This is a genomic window from Streptomyces sp. NPDC002896, assembly GCF_040295225.1.
Lineage (GTDB): Bacteria > Actinomycetota > Actinomycetes > Streptomycetales > Streptomycetaceae > Streptomyces.
The window spans coordinates 1-14,753 of the sequence record NZ_JBEOVA010000007.1 but is presented as its reverse complement, the minus strand read 5'-3'; the positions used below and the strand labels follow the sequence as shown (position 1 = coordinate 14,753).

Here is a 14,753-nt window from a genome sequence, read left to right as displayed (position 1 = left end):
ATGTACGGCTCGGCGCCAGACCGAGGACGTACATCCCGGCGCGGCCCGGACCCAGCCACCGGCAGGTGGCGAACCGGAGCGGACCCGCGGACGCGCACCTGGCGAACCCGCCACCGGCAGGTGGCGCTAGCGGCGCCGCCCCGTCCCCCCGAACCCCGCCGCCAACGGCATCCGCAACCCCAGCGGCGGCGGAGCCGCCAGCGCGTCCGCGACCGGGCGCGCGAAGTCGCGCCCGAACAACGTACCGAGCACGAAGTCCGAGGCGAGAGCGAGGACTTCGGCCCAGTACTGATGCAGCCCGTGCCCGTCGGAGTGCACCTCGAACCGGCAGATACCGGGATTGGTCTTCTTCACCCGGGCCGCCAGCCGGAATGACAACTCAGGGTCCGTACGCTCGTCGTTGGTGCCGTGCACGATCATTACGCGCCGCCCCGCCAGCTGCTTCACCGGCTCGGGAGCCGCGGCCATGTCGTCCTCGGGCAGCCAGGGCGCGACCGCCAGCACGGAGTCGACCGCCGGATGGCCGCCCGCGTGCAGGGCGGCGCGGCCGCCCATGTCCACGCCGACGAGGCAGACCGGCACGTCGCCGTAGCGCCGTACGGCCTCGTCCGCAGCCCATGAGGCGTCGCGCGCGAGATGCGCCTCGCTGCCGTTCCAGCCGCGGCACCGGTAGTGGACCACATGCGCCGCAAGTCCCTGCTCACGCCCGTCGCGCGCGAGACGCCGCCCGAGGGCGCGTACCGACGACGCGGCGAGCGGGGACGGACGGCGCACGGAGACCTCGTCACCCCCGGGCAGCAGCAGCACCACACCGCCCACGGCGGCCGGCTCCGGGCCGATCGCCTTTCCCAGCCTGGGCGTCTGAGTCGACGTCGCTTGCTGTGCCATGACAGAACAGTGTCAGAAGCACTGGTGTATTCCACCTGTCCTCAGGGTCACCGTTACGTATCGACGAATGCCGAGAGCGAGAGTTCTACGCGCGTAGGAGTTAGAGTGCGGAAATGACGAGCCAGATCCGCGAAACGCCGACTCCGGACCAGATCCGCCGCGCCCCGAAGGCGCTGCTCCACGACCACCTCGACGGTGGCCTGCGCCCCGGCACCATCGTCGAACTCGCCCGCGCCCAGGGCTACGACCACCTCCCCGAGACCGACCCCGACAAGCTCGGCATCTGGTTCCGGGAGGCGGCCGACTCCGGTTCGCTGGAGCGCTATCTGGAGACCTTCGCGCACACCTGCGCCGTCATGCAGACCAAGGAGGCGCTGAAGCGCGTCGCCGCCGAGTGCGCCGAGGACCTGGCCGAGGACGGCGTCGTCTACGCCGAGGTCCGGTACGCCCCGGAGCAGCACCTCGAGAAGGGCCTCACCCTCGAAGAGGTCGTCGAGGCGGTCAACGAGGGCTTCCGCGAGGGCGAGCGCATTGCCCGCGAGAACGGCCACCGCATCCGCGTCGGCGCCCTCCTCACCGCGATGCGGCACGCCGCCCGCGCCCTGGAGATCGCCGAACTCGCCAACCACTACCGGGACCAGGGCGTCGTCGGCTTCGACATCGCGGGCGCCGAGGCCGGCTACCCGCCCACCCGGCACCTCGACGCCTTCGAGTACCTCAAGCGCGAGAACAACCACTTCACGATCCACGCCGGAGAGGCCTTCGGCCTGCCCTCGATCTGGCAGGCCCTGCAGTGGTGCGGCGCCGACCGGCTCGGCCACGGCGTGCGCATCATCGACGACATCAAGGTCGCCGAGGACGGCTCCGTGCAACTCGGCCGACTGGCCGCGTACGTACGGGACAAGCGCATCCCGCTGGAGATGTGCCCCACCTCCAACCTCCAGACGGGCGCCGCGTCCTCGTACACCGAGCACCCCATCGGCCTGCTGCGCCGGCTGCACTTCCGGGCCACCGTCAACACCGACAACCGCCTCATGAGCGGCACCAGCATGAGCCGTGAATTCGAGCTGCTGACCGAGGCTTTCGGATACACGCTCGACGACATCCAGTGGTTCACCGTCAATGCGATGAAATCAGCATTCATTCCTTTCGACGAACGACTGGCGATGATCAATGACGTGATCAAGCCGGGATACGCCGAGCTGAAGTCCGAATGGCTGTTCAAGCAGACGGCGTCGACCAGCACTTCTGTGAAAAGGAGGCCGTGATCGCGAACCCGCCGACGTCCTGGGCGTGACGAATTCCCGAGCAAACTCGGTGTTTGCGGGTGGCACGAATCGGTCGTTACGTTTCTGAGATCCAAAGCCCCCGTCACGAGGACGTGAAGATGAAGCAGTCTGCCGCCAAGACCCTCGGCGTCGCCGCGCTCGGTGCCGCCTTCGCTGCCGCGGGCGCCGGTGCGGCCAACGCCGCCCCCGGAGTCGCCTCGGACCTCGGCGAGGCCGCGCGGACGCTGCCCGCCAAGGTCAGCACCGACTCCCTCGACGAGGCGCAGTACACGGTCAGGACCGCCACCGGCCAGGTGGCGGCGTCCCCCCTGCCGGCCCCGCTCGACGACACCCGGGTGAGCGGACTCCTGGGCGGCCTGCCGACGCAGGGCTTCCACACGCAGGAGCTGCCGCTGCACAACTCCCTGGGCCTCGGCTGACCGTAAACGACGACGGGGTGCACCGACATGGTCGGCGCACCCCGTCGTGCTGTCTCCGCTACCAGGCCTGGCGGACGCTCTTCTCGCTGGGGAACAGGATCCACAGCGCGATGTAGAGCAGGAACTGGGGGCCGGGCAGCAGGCACGAGAGTACGAAGATCACTCGCATCGTGGTCGCGGAGGTGCCGAAGCGCCGTGCCAGCGCTGCGCACACTCCGCCGATCATCCGTCCGTTGGTGGGGCGGGCAAGGCGGGTCATCGTGGGCTCCTTCGCGAACCGTGGAGGCGGTTGCCTCATCTGCCTTCCACGCTAAGGACGCGAAGCGGGCAGAGCGTCGCTCTGCGGTGCGAGGCCGACCCTGGTAATCGTCGGGGTCGCTCCCTGAGAGGCGTCCTCCCGGGGTGCTGGTGCGCGCTCGGTCCTACGGCGGAGCCGGGCCCGGGCGGCGGGCACGACGGCGACATGCGCGAGGGCCACGCCCACGGTGTTCAGCAGCAGCGAGTCGACGTCCACGATCTGGCCCGGTACGCCGGTCTGCAGCAGCTCGATGCCCAGCGACAGGAGGGCGCCGGCCGCGACCGTACGGGCCAGGGAGCCCAGCGGCGACACGGACAGTTTTCCGCCGACCAGCGGCAGGAGTACGCCCAGCGGGGCGAGCAGCAGCAGGCCCTCGCCGATGCGGCGGGCCGCCTGCAATGGGCCCAGTGCCAGGTCGGCGCGGATGCCGGCGAAGGGATGCAGATTCGCCGCGCTCACCCAGGGGACGTTCAGGGGGCGCAGCGTGAGCCATCCGACGAGGAGAAGGTGTGCGACGAGGAGGACGCCTCCTGCCGCACGAACGCGGAACGCGACGTTGCCGTCGCCCGATCCTTGACGCACGCCCCCAATGACGCCGGGGCTCGCGCCGTGGTTCCGGGGTATGCCTCAGCTCACCCCATTCGGCGGTACGGGGGCCTCCGGCGGGGGGCTCTCGCCCACGTATGCGCGCCCCCACCCAGCGTCCGCGGGCAGAGCCCTACCGCTGTGGGCAGGCGTTCCGCGGGGCTGGGGGCACCTCCCAGCGGTAGCTGGGGGAGGGTGGGTACAACCCACGACGGCGGGTGCCCCGACCCACCCACCGGGAGGTGGCGCACCAGCCACCCACGCACGCGCAGCCGAAGACGGGCCTCAGGAGCCGGAGGCCGGCTCAGAAGGCGGCGGTACCGCGCCCGGGCGGGCGCGTACGTCCGGGGTGCACTCGTAGCGCCGCGCAGGCTGGTCGTCGGCACCCCCCAGCACCACCGCCCCGTCCTCGTCCGCCGCAGCGGAATCCGCGTACGTGCAGACGATCTGCGCCAGCGCATACGCCGACAGATCCTCCGGCGGCGTGCTGAGCCGCAACGTGTCTTCCGGATCGCCCTCCCGCGGCCCGGACACCGTCATGCCGCCGCGCACGGCCGTCGTGTACCCCGCCTGCTTCTCCGGCGCCGACGGCGCCTCCGCCAGCTTGTCGAGCAGCGCCTGCGCCACCCGCACGCGGTCCGTCGCCGCGTCCTTCCCGGCGAGCTGCACGTTCCGGTCGACCGTCACCAGCTGCGACGCGCACACCAGGAAGACCTGCACGGGGACGCCGCGCGCCGACTGCGTGCCGATGTCGGCCCCGCCCAGGGCGCAGGGCACCCGCGACGGCGCGGCCCCGAAGTCGGTCGGCACCTCGGTCGGCCGGATCCCGCACCCGGAGAGCACCGAGGCCAGCACCACGCCGAGCAGCGGAACGGCCACTGCACCCCGCATACGCCGCACGTTCACCGCTCACCTCCGTCGGACTCCTGGGAGCCACCCGATCCGTCGGCCCCCGTCGCCCCCGGCCGCCTCTCAACCGACGAGCCGTCGCCCCGCTCCCGCTCCGCCACCCCCGAAGCGTCCCGAGGCACCCGGAAAGTGAACACGGCCCCGCCGTCGGGCGAGTTCGCCGCGGTGATCTCGCCCCCGTGGATATGGGCGTTCTCCAGCGCGATGGAAAGGCCGAGACCGCTGCCCTCGGACCGCGGCCGCGAGGCGCTCGCCTTGTAGAAGCGGTCGAAGACGTGCGGCAGCACGTCCTCGGGGATGCCGGGCCCGTGGTCGCGTACCTCGATGGCCACCACCTGGCCGTCGGGGCCCTCGGTCCGCACGGCCACCCGCACAGGAGAACCGCCGTGCTTGAGCGCGTTCCCGATGAGGTTCGCGAGGATCACGTCAAGCCGCCGCGGATCGAGCCGGGCCATGATGCCGCGCTCGGCGTCGAGTTCGACGGCGTCGAGCCAGGCGCGCGCGTCGATGCAGGCGGTGATCTGGTCGGCGAGGTCCACGTTGTCGAGGACCAGCCGGGCCGTCCCCGCGTCGAAGCGGGTGACCTCCATCAGGTTCTCCACCAGGTCGCCCAGCCGCCGCGTCTCGCTGACGACCAGCCGTACCGCGGGCTCGATCATCGGGTCGACGCTGCCGGTCTCGGCGTCCAGCTCCTCCTCGAGCACCTCGGTCACAGCGGTGATCGCGGTCAGCGGCGTACGCAGCTCGTGCGACATGTCGGCGACGAACCGCCGCGACGCATCGTCGCGCGCGGTCATCTCCGCGACGCGCTGCTCCAGCGCCTCCGCGGTCTGGTTGAACGTACGCGAAAGATCGGCGAGCTCGTCCGTTCCGGACACCCGCAGCCGGGTGTCCAGCTTGCCCTCGCCGAGCCGGCGAGCAGCGACCCCGAGCCGGTGCACGGGCTTGAGGACGGTCGTCGCCGCGGCCTGTGCGAGCAGCGCGGAGCCGATCAGCGCAAGCCCGGTGGCGATCCCCAGCGACCAGGCCAGCGAGTTGAGGTCCTTGGCCTCAGGCTCCAGGGACTTGAGCATGTATCCGGTCGGCCCCCCGCCGATCATCGTGGCGCCGCCCACGAGGTACGGCGTGCCGTCGTCGACGATCCGCTGCCAGTACAGGTGGTACTCGTACTTGTTGCCCTCGGTGAGCGGCTGCTTCTCGTTCACGGCGTCGCGCAGCGACTTCGGTACGTCGGACAGCGTGAAGGTGCCCAGGTCGGAGTTGCCGGCGATGGTGTCGCCGCCCTCGTCCTCGGCGATCAGCAGCACGCTGAAGTGCTGGCCGCTGGCGGCCATCTGACCGGCGGCGTGCTGCAGTTCCTCCTGTGTCGGACGGGCCGGCAGCGCGCCCGCGCGGTTCTGCATCCCCTGCTGGAAGTCGTTCAGCGCGGCGTCCTGCGCGCGGGTGAGCACCGCCTCGCGGTTGAGCCAGTACGCTATGCCGCTCGCCGACACGGCGGCGGTCAGCGCGACGAGCGCGAACACGAGGACCAGCCGCAGCCGCAGGCTCGTGAAGCGCAGCGTCGAGAGGATCGCCTTGCGCGCCGCGGCCCAGCCGCGCAGCTTGTCGTGCGGTTTCGTCACCGTGCCCGACCGCTCGCTTCCGCGCCCGCGCGCCTGGGGGCACCTCCCAGACCCTTAAGGCACTGGGGGAGCCTGGGTACCGCCGTCCCTGCCTCCCTGGTCACCCTTCCATTCTCTGCCGGAACACGGCGGGTGAGACCCCCTGTTGCCGTGTTCGTGGGGCACAGGTGGCCAGTGAAACAAGAGCGGCCGAAGAGTCTGGGGTGGGACACGAGCCGGGAGTGGTGAAGCCGGATGTCACAGCCGTCTCTCACGAGGGCGTGTCCAGCCGGTAGCCCACGCCCCGCACCGTACGGATCAGCGTCGGCGAGGACGGCACGTCCTCGACCTTGGCGCGCAGCCGCTGCACACAGGCGTCGACGAGCCGGGAGTCGCCGAGATAGTCGTGCTCCCAGACGAGGCGCAGCAGCTGCTGGCGCGACAGCGCCTGGCCGGGCCTGCGGCTCAGCTCCAGCAGCAGACGCAGCTCGGTCGGGGTCAGCTGGAGATCCTCGCCGTTCTTGGTGACGGTCATCGCCGCACGGTCGATGATCACGTTCCCGAACGTCGCCGAGTCGTTCGCCTCCCGCTCGCCGCGGCGCAGCACGGCACGGATCCGCGCGTCCAGCACGCGGCCCTGCACGGGCTTGACGACATAGTCGTCGGCACCGGACTCCAGCCCGACCACCACGTCGATGTCGTCGCTGCGCGCGGTCAGCAGGATGATCGGCAGCTGGTCGGTGCGCCGGATGCGCCGGCACACCTCGAACCCGTCGATGCCGGGCAGCATCACGTCCAGCACGATCAGGTCCGGACGCTGTTCGCGCAGCAGCTTGAGACCGTCCTCGCCGGTGGCAGCGGTGGCCACACGGTGCCCCTGGCGCGTCAGGGACAGCTCCAGGGCCGTACGGATGGCGTCGTCGTCCTCGATCAGCAACAGGGAAGGCACGGCGTCATTCTGACTCATCGCACGGTGGGGTTTCGACAGTTGTGCCGCTCCGGCCCACACGCGCGTACTTCGAACTCCTGTGAAGGATCTTTGACAGCGCCCCGGCACGCCCATGTGCCGGACCCCTGTGACAGGTCTGTGACAGTCGGCGGACACCGCCATGAAGTCGCCCCGGCAGAGTTTTCGTCACAGCAAGGACCGAGACCCACTCCACCGACGGGGGGCGCGAGATGAGCACGCTGCACAGCACAACGACAAGCGCAGTTGTCACGCGTCTCCACGACGTGCGGGGCACAGGTCAGCACGAGAAGTCCGGTGCCGTGAGCGGGCGGGGGTGCGCTCGCGGCACCGGGCGTCAGCACACCGTGTACATGACGGTGGTTGACGCGCATGCGGGGGGAAGCAACAACGGGGGAGCTCACGGGGGAGCCGCGTACGGGGAGGCCTCGGGGGAGCGTCGTGCCAGGTCGGAGGCGGAGTTCACCGCCTACGTCCAGGAGCGCCGCGCCTCCCTGTACGCGACCGCATACCACCTGACCGGTGACCGGTTCGAGGCGGAGGATCTGCTGCAGAGCGCCCTCTTCTCGACGTACAGGGCCTGGGACCGGATCAGCGACAAGGCCGCGGTGGGGGGCTACCTCCGCCGCACCATGACCAACCTGCACATCAGCGCCTGGCGCCGCCGCAAGCTGAACGAGTACCCGACCGAGGAGCTGCCGGAGACGGCCGGTGACACGGACGCGATGCGCGGCACCGAGCTGCGCGCCGTGCTGTGGCAGGCGCTGGCCCGGCTGCCCGAACTCCAGCGCACCATGCTGGTCCTCCGCTACTACGAGGGTCGTACGGACCCGGAGATCGCGGAGATTCTCGACATCAGTGTCGGCACGGTGAAGTCGAGCATCTGGCGCTCCCTGCGCCGGCTGCGCGAGGACGACGTCCTGAGCTTCGGCCGTGACGAGGAGGAGTCCTTCGGCGAGCTTGTCGCCTGAGGTCTGGGGGGAGCACAGGGGTACGGGGGAACACGGGGGATCAACGGGGGAGCGGATAGCGGGACCGGAGGGCCGGGGGGCCTTTCCGGTCCCGTCTTCTGTGCGGCTTGCTGTGCGTCTGGTGGCTTCCCGCCAGTCGACTCAGACGGGCCGCAGGGCCATCGGGGACACTCGGGTGAACCACCCGGCGGCTTCCTCTGCAGAGAGCGCCCGCTCCAGTACGAGATCCCCCGGCATCGAGGGGAAGAACCGGCCGGCCGGCCAGCCACGCTGGTAGGGCGACGGGTCCAGGACGAGCAGCCGGACGCCGTCGACCACGGGGATGTCCGAGGGGTCTCCCTCGTTCCAGATCCAGCTGCCGTCGGGAGCGACGAGGTTGAAGGAGCCGGTCGTCGGCACCTGTCCGGGTGCGTCCCGGCACACGGCCACCTCGTGCGGCGTGGGCGCGTACCCCTGCACGTATCCGCGGCCGACCAGGGCGTCGGCGAGGAGCGTGTGCAGCTGGAAGTTGTCACCGATGCCCGACATGCGCAGCAGATATCCCGTGCCGCTCTCGCGGTGCAGTGCCACCAGCGGTTCGTCGTCCAGGACGCGCAGCGCGTACGAGAGGCATTTGAAGGGTTCGCCGGAGGCCGCGGATATCCGGCGGAGCAGGGCCAGCGCCTCGCGGCGCGTGTCGCCGATCCGCTGCCGCACCGGGCGGTGGTTGAGGTGCGCGAGCGCGGCCATCTCCCACTGCGGCATGCCCCACCAGGCCTCGGCGAGCTGGACGTCGGTACGGGCGACGACCGCCTCCGGCGGATAGTCGTCGCCCGGTTCGGGGAAGTCGCCGCCGCCGCTCTCCGCCCACAGCGCGCAGAACTCCAGGGCGTCCTCGAGGGAGGCGCGCAGCCCCTCGAAGAGGCCCGGTGCGCTGTTCAGCGGGTCGGCGCCGCGCTCCACGCAGGCGCCCGTGATCACCGCGACCACTGACCTCGGTCCGGGCGGCACCTGGGCCAGGACGCCCGCGAGCCGCGGACCCGCTTCCATGATCTCGTGGGGCGCGGCCGCGCCGAACGTCTGCTGCATCCCCATGAAGGCGCGGCCCGTCGCCTCCGGGTCACGGGCGTGCACCGCGGCCTCGAAGTCCCGCACCACGCCCGCGAATTGACCACCTTGTGCTGACATCATCCGCGCACCCTACCGAGGGCGAAGGACAGCCAGGTGATCAGACCTCGGCCCGTACCTCGACGGCCTCGGCGGCCGGGATGGCCTCGAGGGTCTGCCCGGCCGCCGCCAGCCGGAGACCGGCCTCGTTCTTGCCGCACGGGTGGGCGCCCAGCGCCGTCTGGCGGGCCACGATGGTGCGTTCGGCGCGCATGAGGCGCCAGCCGCGGCGGATCAGGAACGAGACGGACTTGCGGCCCTCCTTCAGATCCCGCAGCAGACGCCGCCGGAACGTCGTCGATGGCCGACCGCGCAGACACAACGCGTCGGCGAGCAAGCCGAGTTCCCGGCAGCGTCCCACGATGTCCGCGGCGAAGATGCCCTCAGCGATGAACAGCGGGGTGTGCCCGATGTCGAGCGTGTCCTCGCCTGTCCGCGCGCTCGTCGAGATGTCGTACCGCGGCACTCGTGTACGGCCCGTGCGGCACAGCTCCTCGATCACGGTGAGGGCGGCCTCCGTGTCCCAGGACTGGGGCGAGTCCCAGTCGATGTCCGAACTGCCCGGTACGAGCGGCAGAGTCGGGTCGTCGCCCTCCTTGTAGAAGTCGTCGAGGCTCAGCACGGGCAGCCCGGTGCGGGCGGCGAACGACGACTTTCCGGAGCCGGAGGGGCCGGCGAGCAGCACGACGCGCGTGGCAGGGGCATGGGAACTCACGAGAGACCAGTGTGCGGCATCCCGCGGCCCGCGCCGACCCCGCGGGTCGTCTTTGGTACCCACGCCGCGTCTCAACTACGCTTCGTGGCGAATCGATTACTCAAAGGAGGCGGTTTATCTCATGGCACGACACGCAGTTCCTCAGCGCAGGTCCGCTCAGCGCGGTCTGCTGCGCGCCGGGCTCGCGCTGACTGTCGCAGGTGTCGGACTCGGTGCGGGAGGCGCGGCCACGGCCGCCGCCGCCCCCCTGCCGGGCGGCCTGAGCGCCCTCGGCAAACTCGACCCCCAGGCGGCGGCGCAGGGGACGAACGTGGCGCTGCACCAGGCGATGGGCGCGGTCAAGAACGCCAAGCTCGACCCGCTCGCCGGCACGGGCGTGGACCCGCTGAGCAACTCGGTCGGTACGCAGATCGCGGACTTCAAGCCCGTGTCGACGAGACAGGTGACGGGCCCGCTGACCGACGGCGGTTCTCTGCGGACCCTCCCGGTGGCGGGCAAGGCGGCGGGTCTGCTGCCGGGCTGACGGCCCGCACAGCGGAGAGCCCCGCCTCCCCGGGGACGGAGGGGAGGCGGGGCCCGTTTGCGCGCGGTGCGTCAGTGTAGGCGTACGGGGCGGTGCGGGTGCAGTTGCGTACGTGCCTCAGTACGAAGAGCCGGACGCGCCCAGCGAACCCGTCGGGTGCCAGACCGTCTTCGTCTCCAGGAAGGCCGTCAGGCGGTGTGTGCCCGGGGCGGCCGGCCAGTCCACGGGGTTGTCCACAGGCTGTGGACGAAGCACGCGCTTCAGGTTGTCCGCGGCCGCGATCTCCAGTTCCTTCGCGAGGACTTCGTCGGCGCCCGTCAGGTCGATCGCATTGACGTCCTGGTGCGCGGCGAGCGGGGTCGCGATCTCGGCGGTGCGGCCGGAGAGGATGTTGACCACGCCACCCGGCAGGTCGGACGTGGCCAGGACCTCGCCGAGGGAGAGCGCCGGGAGCGGGGACTTCTCGCTCGCGACCACCACGGCGGTGTTGCCGGTCGCGATCACCGGGGCGATCACGGACACGAGGCCGAGGAAGGACGAATCCTGGGGCGCCAGCACGGCCACCACGCCCGTCGGTTCGGGCGTGGAGAGGTTGAAGAAGGGGCCCGCCACCGGGTTTCCGCCGCCCACGACCTGGCTGATCTTGTCCGTCCAGCCCGCGTACCAGACCCAGCGGTCGATCGCCGCGTCGACCTGCGCCGCCGCCTTCGACTTGGACAGGCCCTCGGCATCGGCGACCTCGCGGACGAACTGCTCGCGGCGGCCCTCCAGCATCTCCGCGACCCGGTAGAGGATCTGGCCGCGCAGGTACGCCGTGTTGCCCGCCCAGCCGCCGAACGCCTTCCGGGCCGCGACGACCGCGTCCCGCGCGTCCTTGCGGGACGACAGGGGTGCGTTGGCGAGCCAGTTGCCCTTTGAGTCGGTCACCTCGTACACCCGGCCGCTCTCGGAACGCGGGAACTTCCCGCCCACGTACAGCTTGTAGGTCTTGAAGACACTGAGACGCTGCTCATCGGACTTCTCAGACATCGAGGTACGCCTCCAGACCATGGCGGCCGCCCTCGCGGCCGAAGCCCGACTCCTTGTAGCCGCCGAACGGCGAGGTCGGGTCGAACTTGTTGAACGTGTTGGCCCAGACGACGCCCGCGCGCAGCCGGTCCGCGACCGCGAGGATGCGGGAGCCCTTCTCGGTCCAGATGCCCGCGGAGAGCCCGTACGGGGTGTTGTTGGCCTTGGCCACGGCCTCTTCGGGCGTACGGAAGGTCAGTACCGAAAGGACCGGGCCGAAGATCTCGTCGCGGGCGATGGTGTGCGCCTGCGAGACGCCCGTGAACAGCGTCGGGGCGAACCAGTAGCCGGAGGAGGGCAGGTCGCAGGCCGGGGACCAGCGCTCGGCGCCCTCCGCCTCGCCCTGCTCGGCGAGCGCGGTGATCCGGGCCAGCTGCTCCGCGGAGTTGATCGCGCCGATGTCGGTGTTCTTGTCGAGCGGGTCGCCGAGGCGGAGCGTCGACAGGCGGCGCTTGAGGGATTCGAGCAGCTCGTCCTGGATCGACTCCTGGACCAGCAGACGGCTGCCCGCGCAGCAGACCTGGCCCTGGTTGAAGAAGATGCCGGTGACGATTCCCTCGACGGCCTGGTCGATCGGGGCGTCGTCGAAGACGATGTTGGCGCCTTTGCCGCCGAGTTCGAGCGTGAGCTTCTTGCGGGTGCCGGCGACCGTGCGGGCGATCTCCTTGCCGACGGCCGTGGAGCCGGTGAATGCGACCTTGTTGACGTCGGGGTGCGCGACGAGCGCCGCGCCCGTGTCGCCGTATCCCGGAAGGATGTTGACGACGCCCTTCGGCAGGCCCGCCTGGCGGCAGATGTCCGCGAAGAAGAGCGCGGAAAGCGGGGTCGTCTCCGCGGGCTTGAGCACGACCGTGTTGCCGGTCGCCAGTGCCGGGGCGATCTTCCACGCGAGCATCAGGAGCGGGAAGTTCCAGGGGATGACCTGGCCTGCGACACCCAGCGGCCGCGGGTCGGCGCCGTAGCCGGCGTGGTCGAGCTTGTCCGCCCAGCCCGCGTAGTAGAAGAAGTGCGCGGCGACCAGCGGGAGGTCCGCGTCGCGCGTCTCCTTGATCGGCTTGCCGTTGTCCAGGGTCTCCAGGACGGCCAGCTCGCGCGAGCGCTCCTGGATGATCCGGGCGATGCGGAACAGGTACTTGGCGCGCTCGGCGCCGGGCAGCGCCGACCACTTCTCGAAGGCCTTGCGGGCGGCCTTCACGGCACGGTCGACGTCCGCCTCGCCCGCCTGCGCGACCTCGGAGAGGACCTCCTCTGTGGACGGCGAGACCGTCTTGAAAACCTTGCCGTCGGCGGCCTCGGTGAACTCGCCGTCGATGAACAGGCCGTACGACGCGGCGATGTCGACGACCGAGCGGGACTCGGGCGCGGGGGCGTACTCGAATGCGGATGACCGCTTTTCCATGGTCATGGTGATCAGTCCACCGTCACGTAGTCAGGGCCGGAGTAGCGGCCGGTCGCCAGCTTCTGGCGCTGCATCAGCAGATCGTTCAGCAGCGAGGAGGCGCCGAAGCGGAACCAGTGGTTGTCCAGCCAGTCCTCGCCGGCCGTCTCGTTGACCAGCACCAGGAACTTGATCGCGTCCTTGGAGGTCCGGATGCCGCCCGCGGGCTTCACTCCGACCTGTACCCCGGTGGCGGCACGGAAGTCGCGTACCGCTTCCAGCATCAGCAGCGTGTTGGCGGGCGTTGCGTTGACCGCGACCTTGCCGGTGGACGTCTTGATGAAGTCAGCGCCCGCGAGCATGCCGATCCAGCTCGCGCGCCGGATGTTGTCGTACGTCGCCAGCTCGCCGGTCTCGAAGATGACCTTCAGACGGGCGTCCGTCCCGCAGGCCTCCTTCACGGCGACGATCTCGTCGTACACCTTCAGGTACCGGCCCGAGAGGAAGGCACCGCGGTCGATGACCATGTCGATCTCGTCGGCACCGGCCGCGACCGCCGAGCGCACGTCGGCCAGCTTCACCTCGAGCGGGGCGCGGCCCGCGGGGAACGCGGTGGCGACCGAGGCGACCTTGACCCCGGTCCCGGCCACCGCCTCCTTCGCCGTCGCCACCATGTCCGGATAGACGCAGACGGCCGCGACCTGCGGAGTCGTACGGTCGGTCGGATCGGGGTGGACGGCCTTGGCGCCGAGCGCCCGGACCTTGCCCGGGGTGTCCGCGCCTTCCAGGGTCGTCAGGTCGATCATGGAGATGGCCAGGTCGATGGCGTACGCCTTCGCCGTGGTCTTGATCGAACGGGTGCCGAGCGACGCGGCGCGCGCCTCGAGGCCGACCGTGTCGACGCCGGGCAGCCCGTGCAGGAAGTGGCGCAGGGCGCTGTCGGACGCGGTCACGTCAGCGAGCGCGTGGGCGGGACCGGCGGCCGGACCGGCGGGTCCGGTGGGTCCGCCCGCGCTGTCGGCAGCGGAGGTTGGTGCAGTGATGGGCATGGTCACGAGGGGAGCATATCTACGCGCGTAGCGGCTGTACACCCCCGTACGGCTGTCCGCGTCAGGGCCACCGCAGGACAGCGGTGCACACCCCGTCGTGCAGAATCGGCAGCATGACGACCCCCGAGCCTCCGTCTCCCGCGGCGCAGCCCCAGTCCAAGGATCGCGTCTACCGGTCGCCCGCCGGGATCGCGGGTGGTGTGATGCTGCTCGCCCTGGGCGCGTGGCTGGGCATCGACGCGCTGGTCAACGGCGAGGCCCGGGTGCGCTGGCTGGCCATCGCGGGCCTGCTCCTCGCGGTGCCGCTGGTCGTCGCGTTCACGGTGCGGCCCGCGGTGTACGCGAACGAGGACCGCCTCCGCATCCGCAACCCGTTCCGTACGGTCACGCTGCCCTGGGCGGCGGTCTCCGGCCTGCGCTCCGGCTACTCCAACGAGGTCTTCGACCAGTCCGGCGCCAAGTACCAGCTGTGGGCGATCCCGGTCTCGCTGCGCGCCCGCAAGAAGGCGGCGCGGCGTCAGACGCGGGCTGCGGCGGACGATCCGCGGGGGCACACGTCCCCCGTGCCGGCCGGGTCGGTGCGTGCTTCCGGGGACCAGGCGATGGACGAGCTGCGCGAGCTCGCCGAGGCGCGGGCCTCGGCCGAGGGGGCGCAGGGCGGGCCGGAGGTGCGGTGGGCATACGAGGTTGCTGGGCCTGCGGTGGTGGGGCTGGTTTTGCTGGTGGTCCTGCTGGCCCTTTGAGCCCGTCTGGGGGCACCTCCCAGAGTTCGAGGACGAGCCCGAAGGGCGATTTCGGGGGTCCGGGGGCCGAGCCCCCGGAACGGGGCCGGGGGGGGGGGGGGGGGGGCGGCCCCCCCCCCCCCCCGGCCGCCCCCCCCCCCCCCCCCCCCCCCCCCCCCCGCCCCGCCCCCCACCCCCCCCCCCCCCCCCCCGAGCGGGCCCCCC

16 protein-coding genes are annotated in these 14,753 nt (G+C 71.1%); 5 read left to right on the top strand and 11 right to left on the bottom strand.

The features are described from left to right. Nucleotides 1-126: 126 nt before the first annotated feature. The gene (locus tag ABT009_RS13935; protein WP_351293048.1) at nucleotides 127-888 is read right to left on the bottom strand and encodes an alpha/beta fold hydrolase; all 762 of its coding nucleotides are present in this window, start codon (nucleotides 886-888) and stop codon (nucleotides 127-129) included. A 113-nt stretch (nucleotides 889-1,001) separates the two neighbouring features. Here ABT009_RS13935 and ABT009_RS13930 point away from each other — a divergent pair, with 113 nt between their 5' ends. Continuing rightward, nucleotides 1,002-2,156, top strand: coding sequence for an adenosine deaminase (locus ABT009_RS13930; RefSeq protein ID WP_351293046.1), 1,155 nt, complete (start codon nucleotides 1,002-1,004; stop codon nucleotides 2,154-2,156). A 119-nt stretch (nucleotides 2,157-2,275) separates the two neighbouring features. Beyond that, nucleotides 2,276-2,596: an ATP-binding protein gene (locus ABT009_RS13925; RefSeq protein WP_351293045.1), complete on the top strand. Its 321-nt coding sequence runs from the start codon at nucleotides 2,276-2,278 to the stop codon at nucleotides 2,594-2,596. 58 nt (nucleotides 2,597-2,654) lie between these two features. Here ABT009_RS13925 and ABT009_RS13920 read toward each other — a convergent pair whose 3' ends face one another. The 5 genes from ABT009_RS13920 to afsQ1 form a co-directional block, all read right to left on the bottom strand. Beyond that, a complete protein-coding gene (locus ABT009_RS13920) occupies nucleotides 2,655-2,855 on the bottom strand; it encodes a PspC domain-containing protein (protein WP_351293043.1) in 201 nt (66 codons plus the stop codon). A 51-nt stretch (nucleotides 2,856-2,906) separates the two neighbouring features. Next, nucleotides 2,907-3,476, bottom strand: coding sequence for a VanZ family protein (locus ABT009_RS13915; protein ID WP_351293041.1), 570 nt, complete (start codon nucleotides 3,474-3,476; stop codon nucleotides 2,907-2,909). A 288-nt stretch (nucleotides 3,477-3,764) separates the two neighbouring features. Next, nucleotides 3,765-4,370 carry a hypothetical protein gene (locus tag ABT009_RS13910; RefSeq protein WP_351293039.1) on the bottom strand — a complete coding sequence of 202 codons (606 nt, stop codon included), beginning with the start codon at nucleotides 4,368-4,370 and terminating at the stop codon, nucleotides 3,765-3,767. Nucleotides 4,371-4,381: 11 nt separating this feature from the next. Further along, on the bottom strand, nucleotides 4,382-6,010 hold the full coding sequence (locus ABT009_RS13905; RefSeq protein WP_351293037.1) for an ATP-binding protein: 1,629 nt from the start codon (nucleotides 6,008-6,010) through the stop codon (nucleotides 4,382-4,384). Between the two features lie 250 nt (nucleotides 6,011-6,260). Beyond that, nucleotides 6,261-6,938 (bottom strand): two-component system response regulator AfsQ1, encoded by a 678-nt coding sequence (gene afsQ1 / locus ABT009_RS13900; protein WP_351293035.1) that lies wholly within the window; start codon nucleotides 6,936-6,938, stop codon nucleotides 6,261-6,263. 230 nt (nucleotides 6,939-7,168) lie between these two features. On the opposite strand from afsQ1, the gene ABT009_RS13895 reads away from it, so the two are divergent. After that, on the top strand, nucleotides 7,169-7,927 hold the full coding sequence (locus ABT009_RS13895) for a SigE family RNA polymerase sigma factor (protein WP_351293033.1): 759 nt from the start codon (nucleotides 7,169-7,171) through the stop codon (nucleotides 7,925-7,927). A gap of 141 nt (nucleotides 7,928-8,068) precedes the next feature. Here the strand turns inward: ABT009_RS13895 and ABT009_RS13890 are convergent, their stop codons facing one another. Both ABT009_RS13890 and ABT009_RS13885 read right to left on the bottom strand, forming a co-directional pair. Beyond that, nucleotides 8,069-9,097: a hypothetical protein gene (locus ABT009_RS13890; RefSeq protein ID WP_351293031.1), complete on the bottom strand. Its 1,029-nt coding sequence runs from the start codon at nucleotides 9,095-9,097 to the stop codon at nucleotides 8,069-8,071. A gap of 37 nt (nucleotides 9,098-9,134) precedes the next feature. Beyond that, nucleotides 9,135-9,788 (bottom strand): uridine kinase family protein, encoded by a 654-nt coding sequence (locus tag ABT009_RS13885; RefSeq protein WP_351293029.1) that lies wholly within the window; start codon nucleotides 9,786-9,788, stop codon nucleotides 9,135-9,137. Nucleotides 9,789-9,909: 121 nt separating this feature from the next. Here ABT009_RS13885 and ABT009_RS13880 point away from each other — a divergent pair, with 121 nt between their 5' ends. Further along, a complete protein-coding gene (locus tag ABT009_RS13880) occupies nucleotides 9,910-10,311 on the top strand; it encodes a hypothetical protein (RefSeq protein WP_351293027.1) in 402 nt (133 codons plus the stop codon). Between the two features lie 117 nt (nucleotides 10,312-10,428). Here the strand turns inward: ABT009_RS13880 and ABT009_RS13875 are convergent, their stop codons facing one another. The 3 genes from ABT009_RS13875 to deoC are packed head-to-tail and all read right to left on the bottom strand — an operon-like array spanning nucleotide 10,429 to nucleotide 13,806. Continuing rightward, nucleotides 10,429-11,340, bottom strand: a complete 912-nt coding sequence (locus tag ABT009_RS13875; RefSeq protein WP_351293025.1) for an aldehyde dehydrogenase family protein — start codon at nucleotides 11,338-11,340, stop codon at nucleotides 10,429-10,431. Beyond that, complete coding sequence (locus ABT009_RS13870) at nucleotides 11,333-12,778, bottom strand: aldehyde dehydrogenase family protein (protein WP_351293952.1); 1,446 nt, start codon at nucleotides 12,776-12,778, stop codon at nucleotides 11,333-11,335. The genes ABT009_RS13875 and ABT009_RS13870 overlap by 8 nt, the downstream gene beginning before the upstream one ends. A gap of 11 nt (nucleotides 12,779-12,789) precedes the next feature. Beyond that, on the bottom strand, nucleotides 12,790-13,806 hold the full coding sequence (gene deoC, locus ABT009_RS13865) for a deoxyribose-phosphate aldolase (RefSeq protein ID WP_351293949.1): 1,017 nt from the start codon (nucleotides 13,804-13,806) through the stop codon (nucleotides 12,790-12,792). 113 nt (nucleotides 13,807-13,919) lie between these two features. On the opposite strand from deoC, the gene ABT009_RS13860 reads away from it, so the two are divergent. Then, nucleotides 13,920-14,549 carry a PH domain-containing protein gene (locus ABT009_RS13860; protein ID WP_351293023.1) on the top strand — a complete coding sequence of 210 codons (630 nt, stop codon included), beginning with the start codon at nucleotides 13,920-13,922 and terminating at the stop codon, nucleotides 14,547-14,549. The last annotated feature ends 204 nt before the right edge of the window (nucleotides 14,550-14,753 follow it).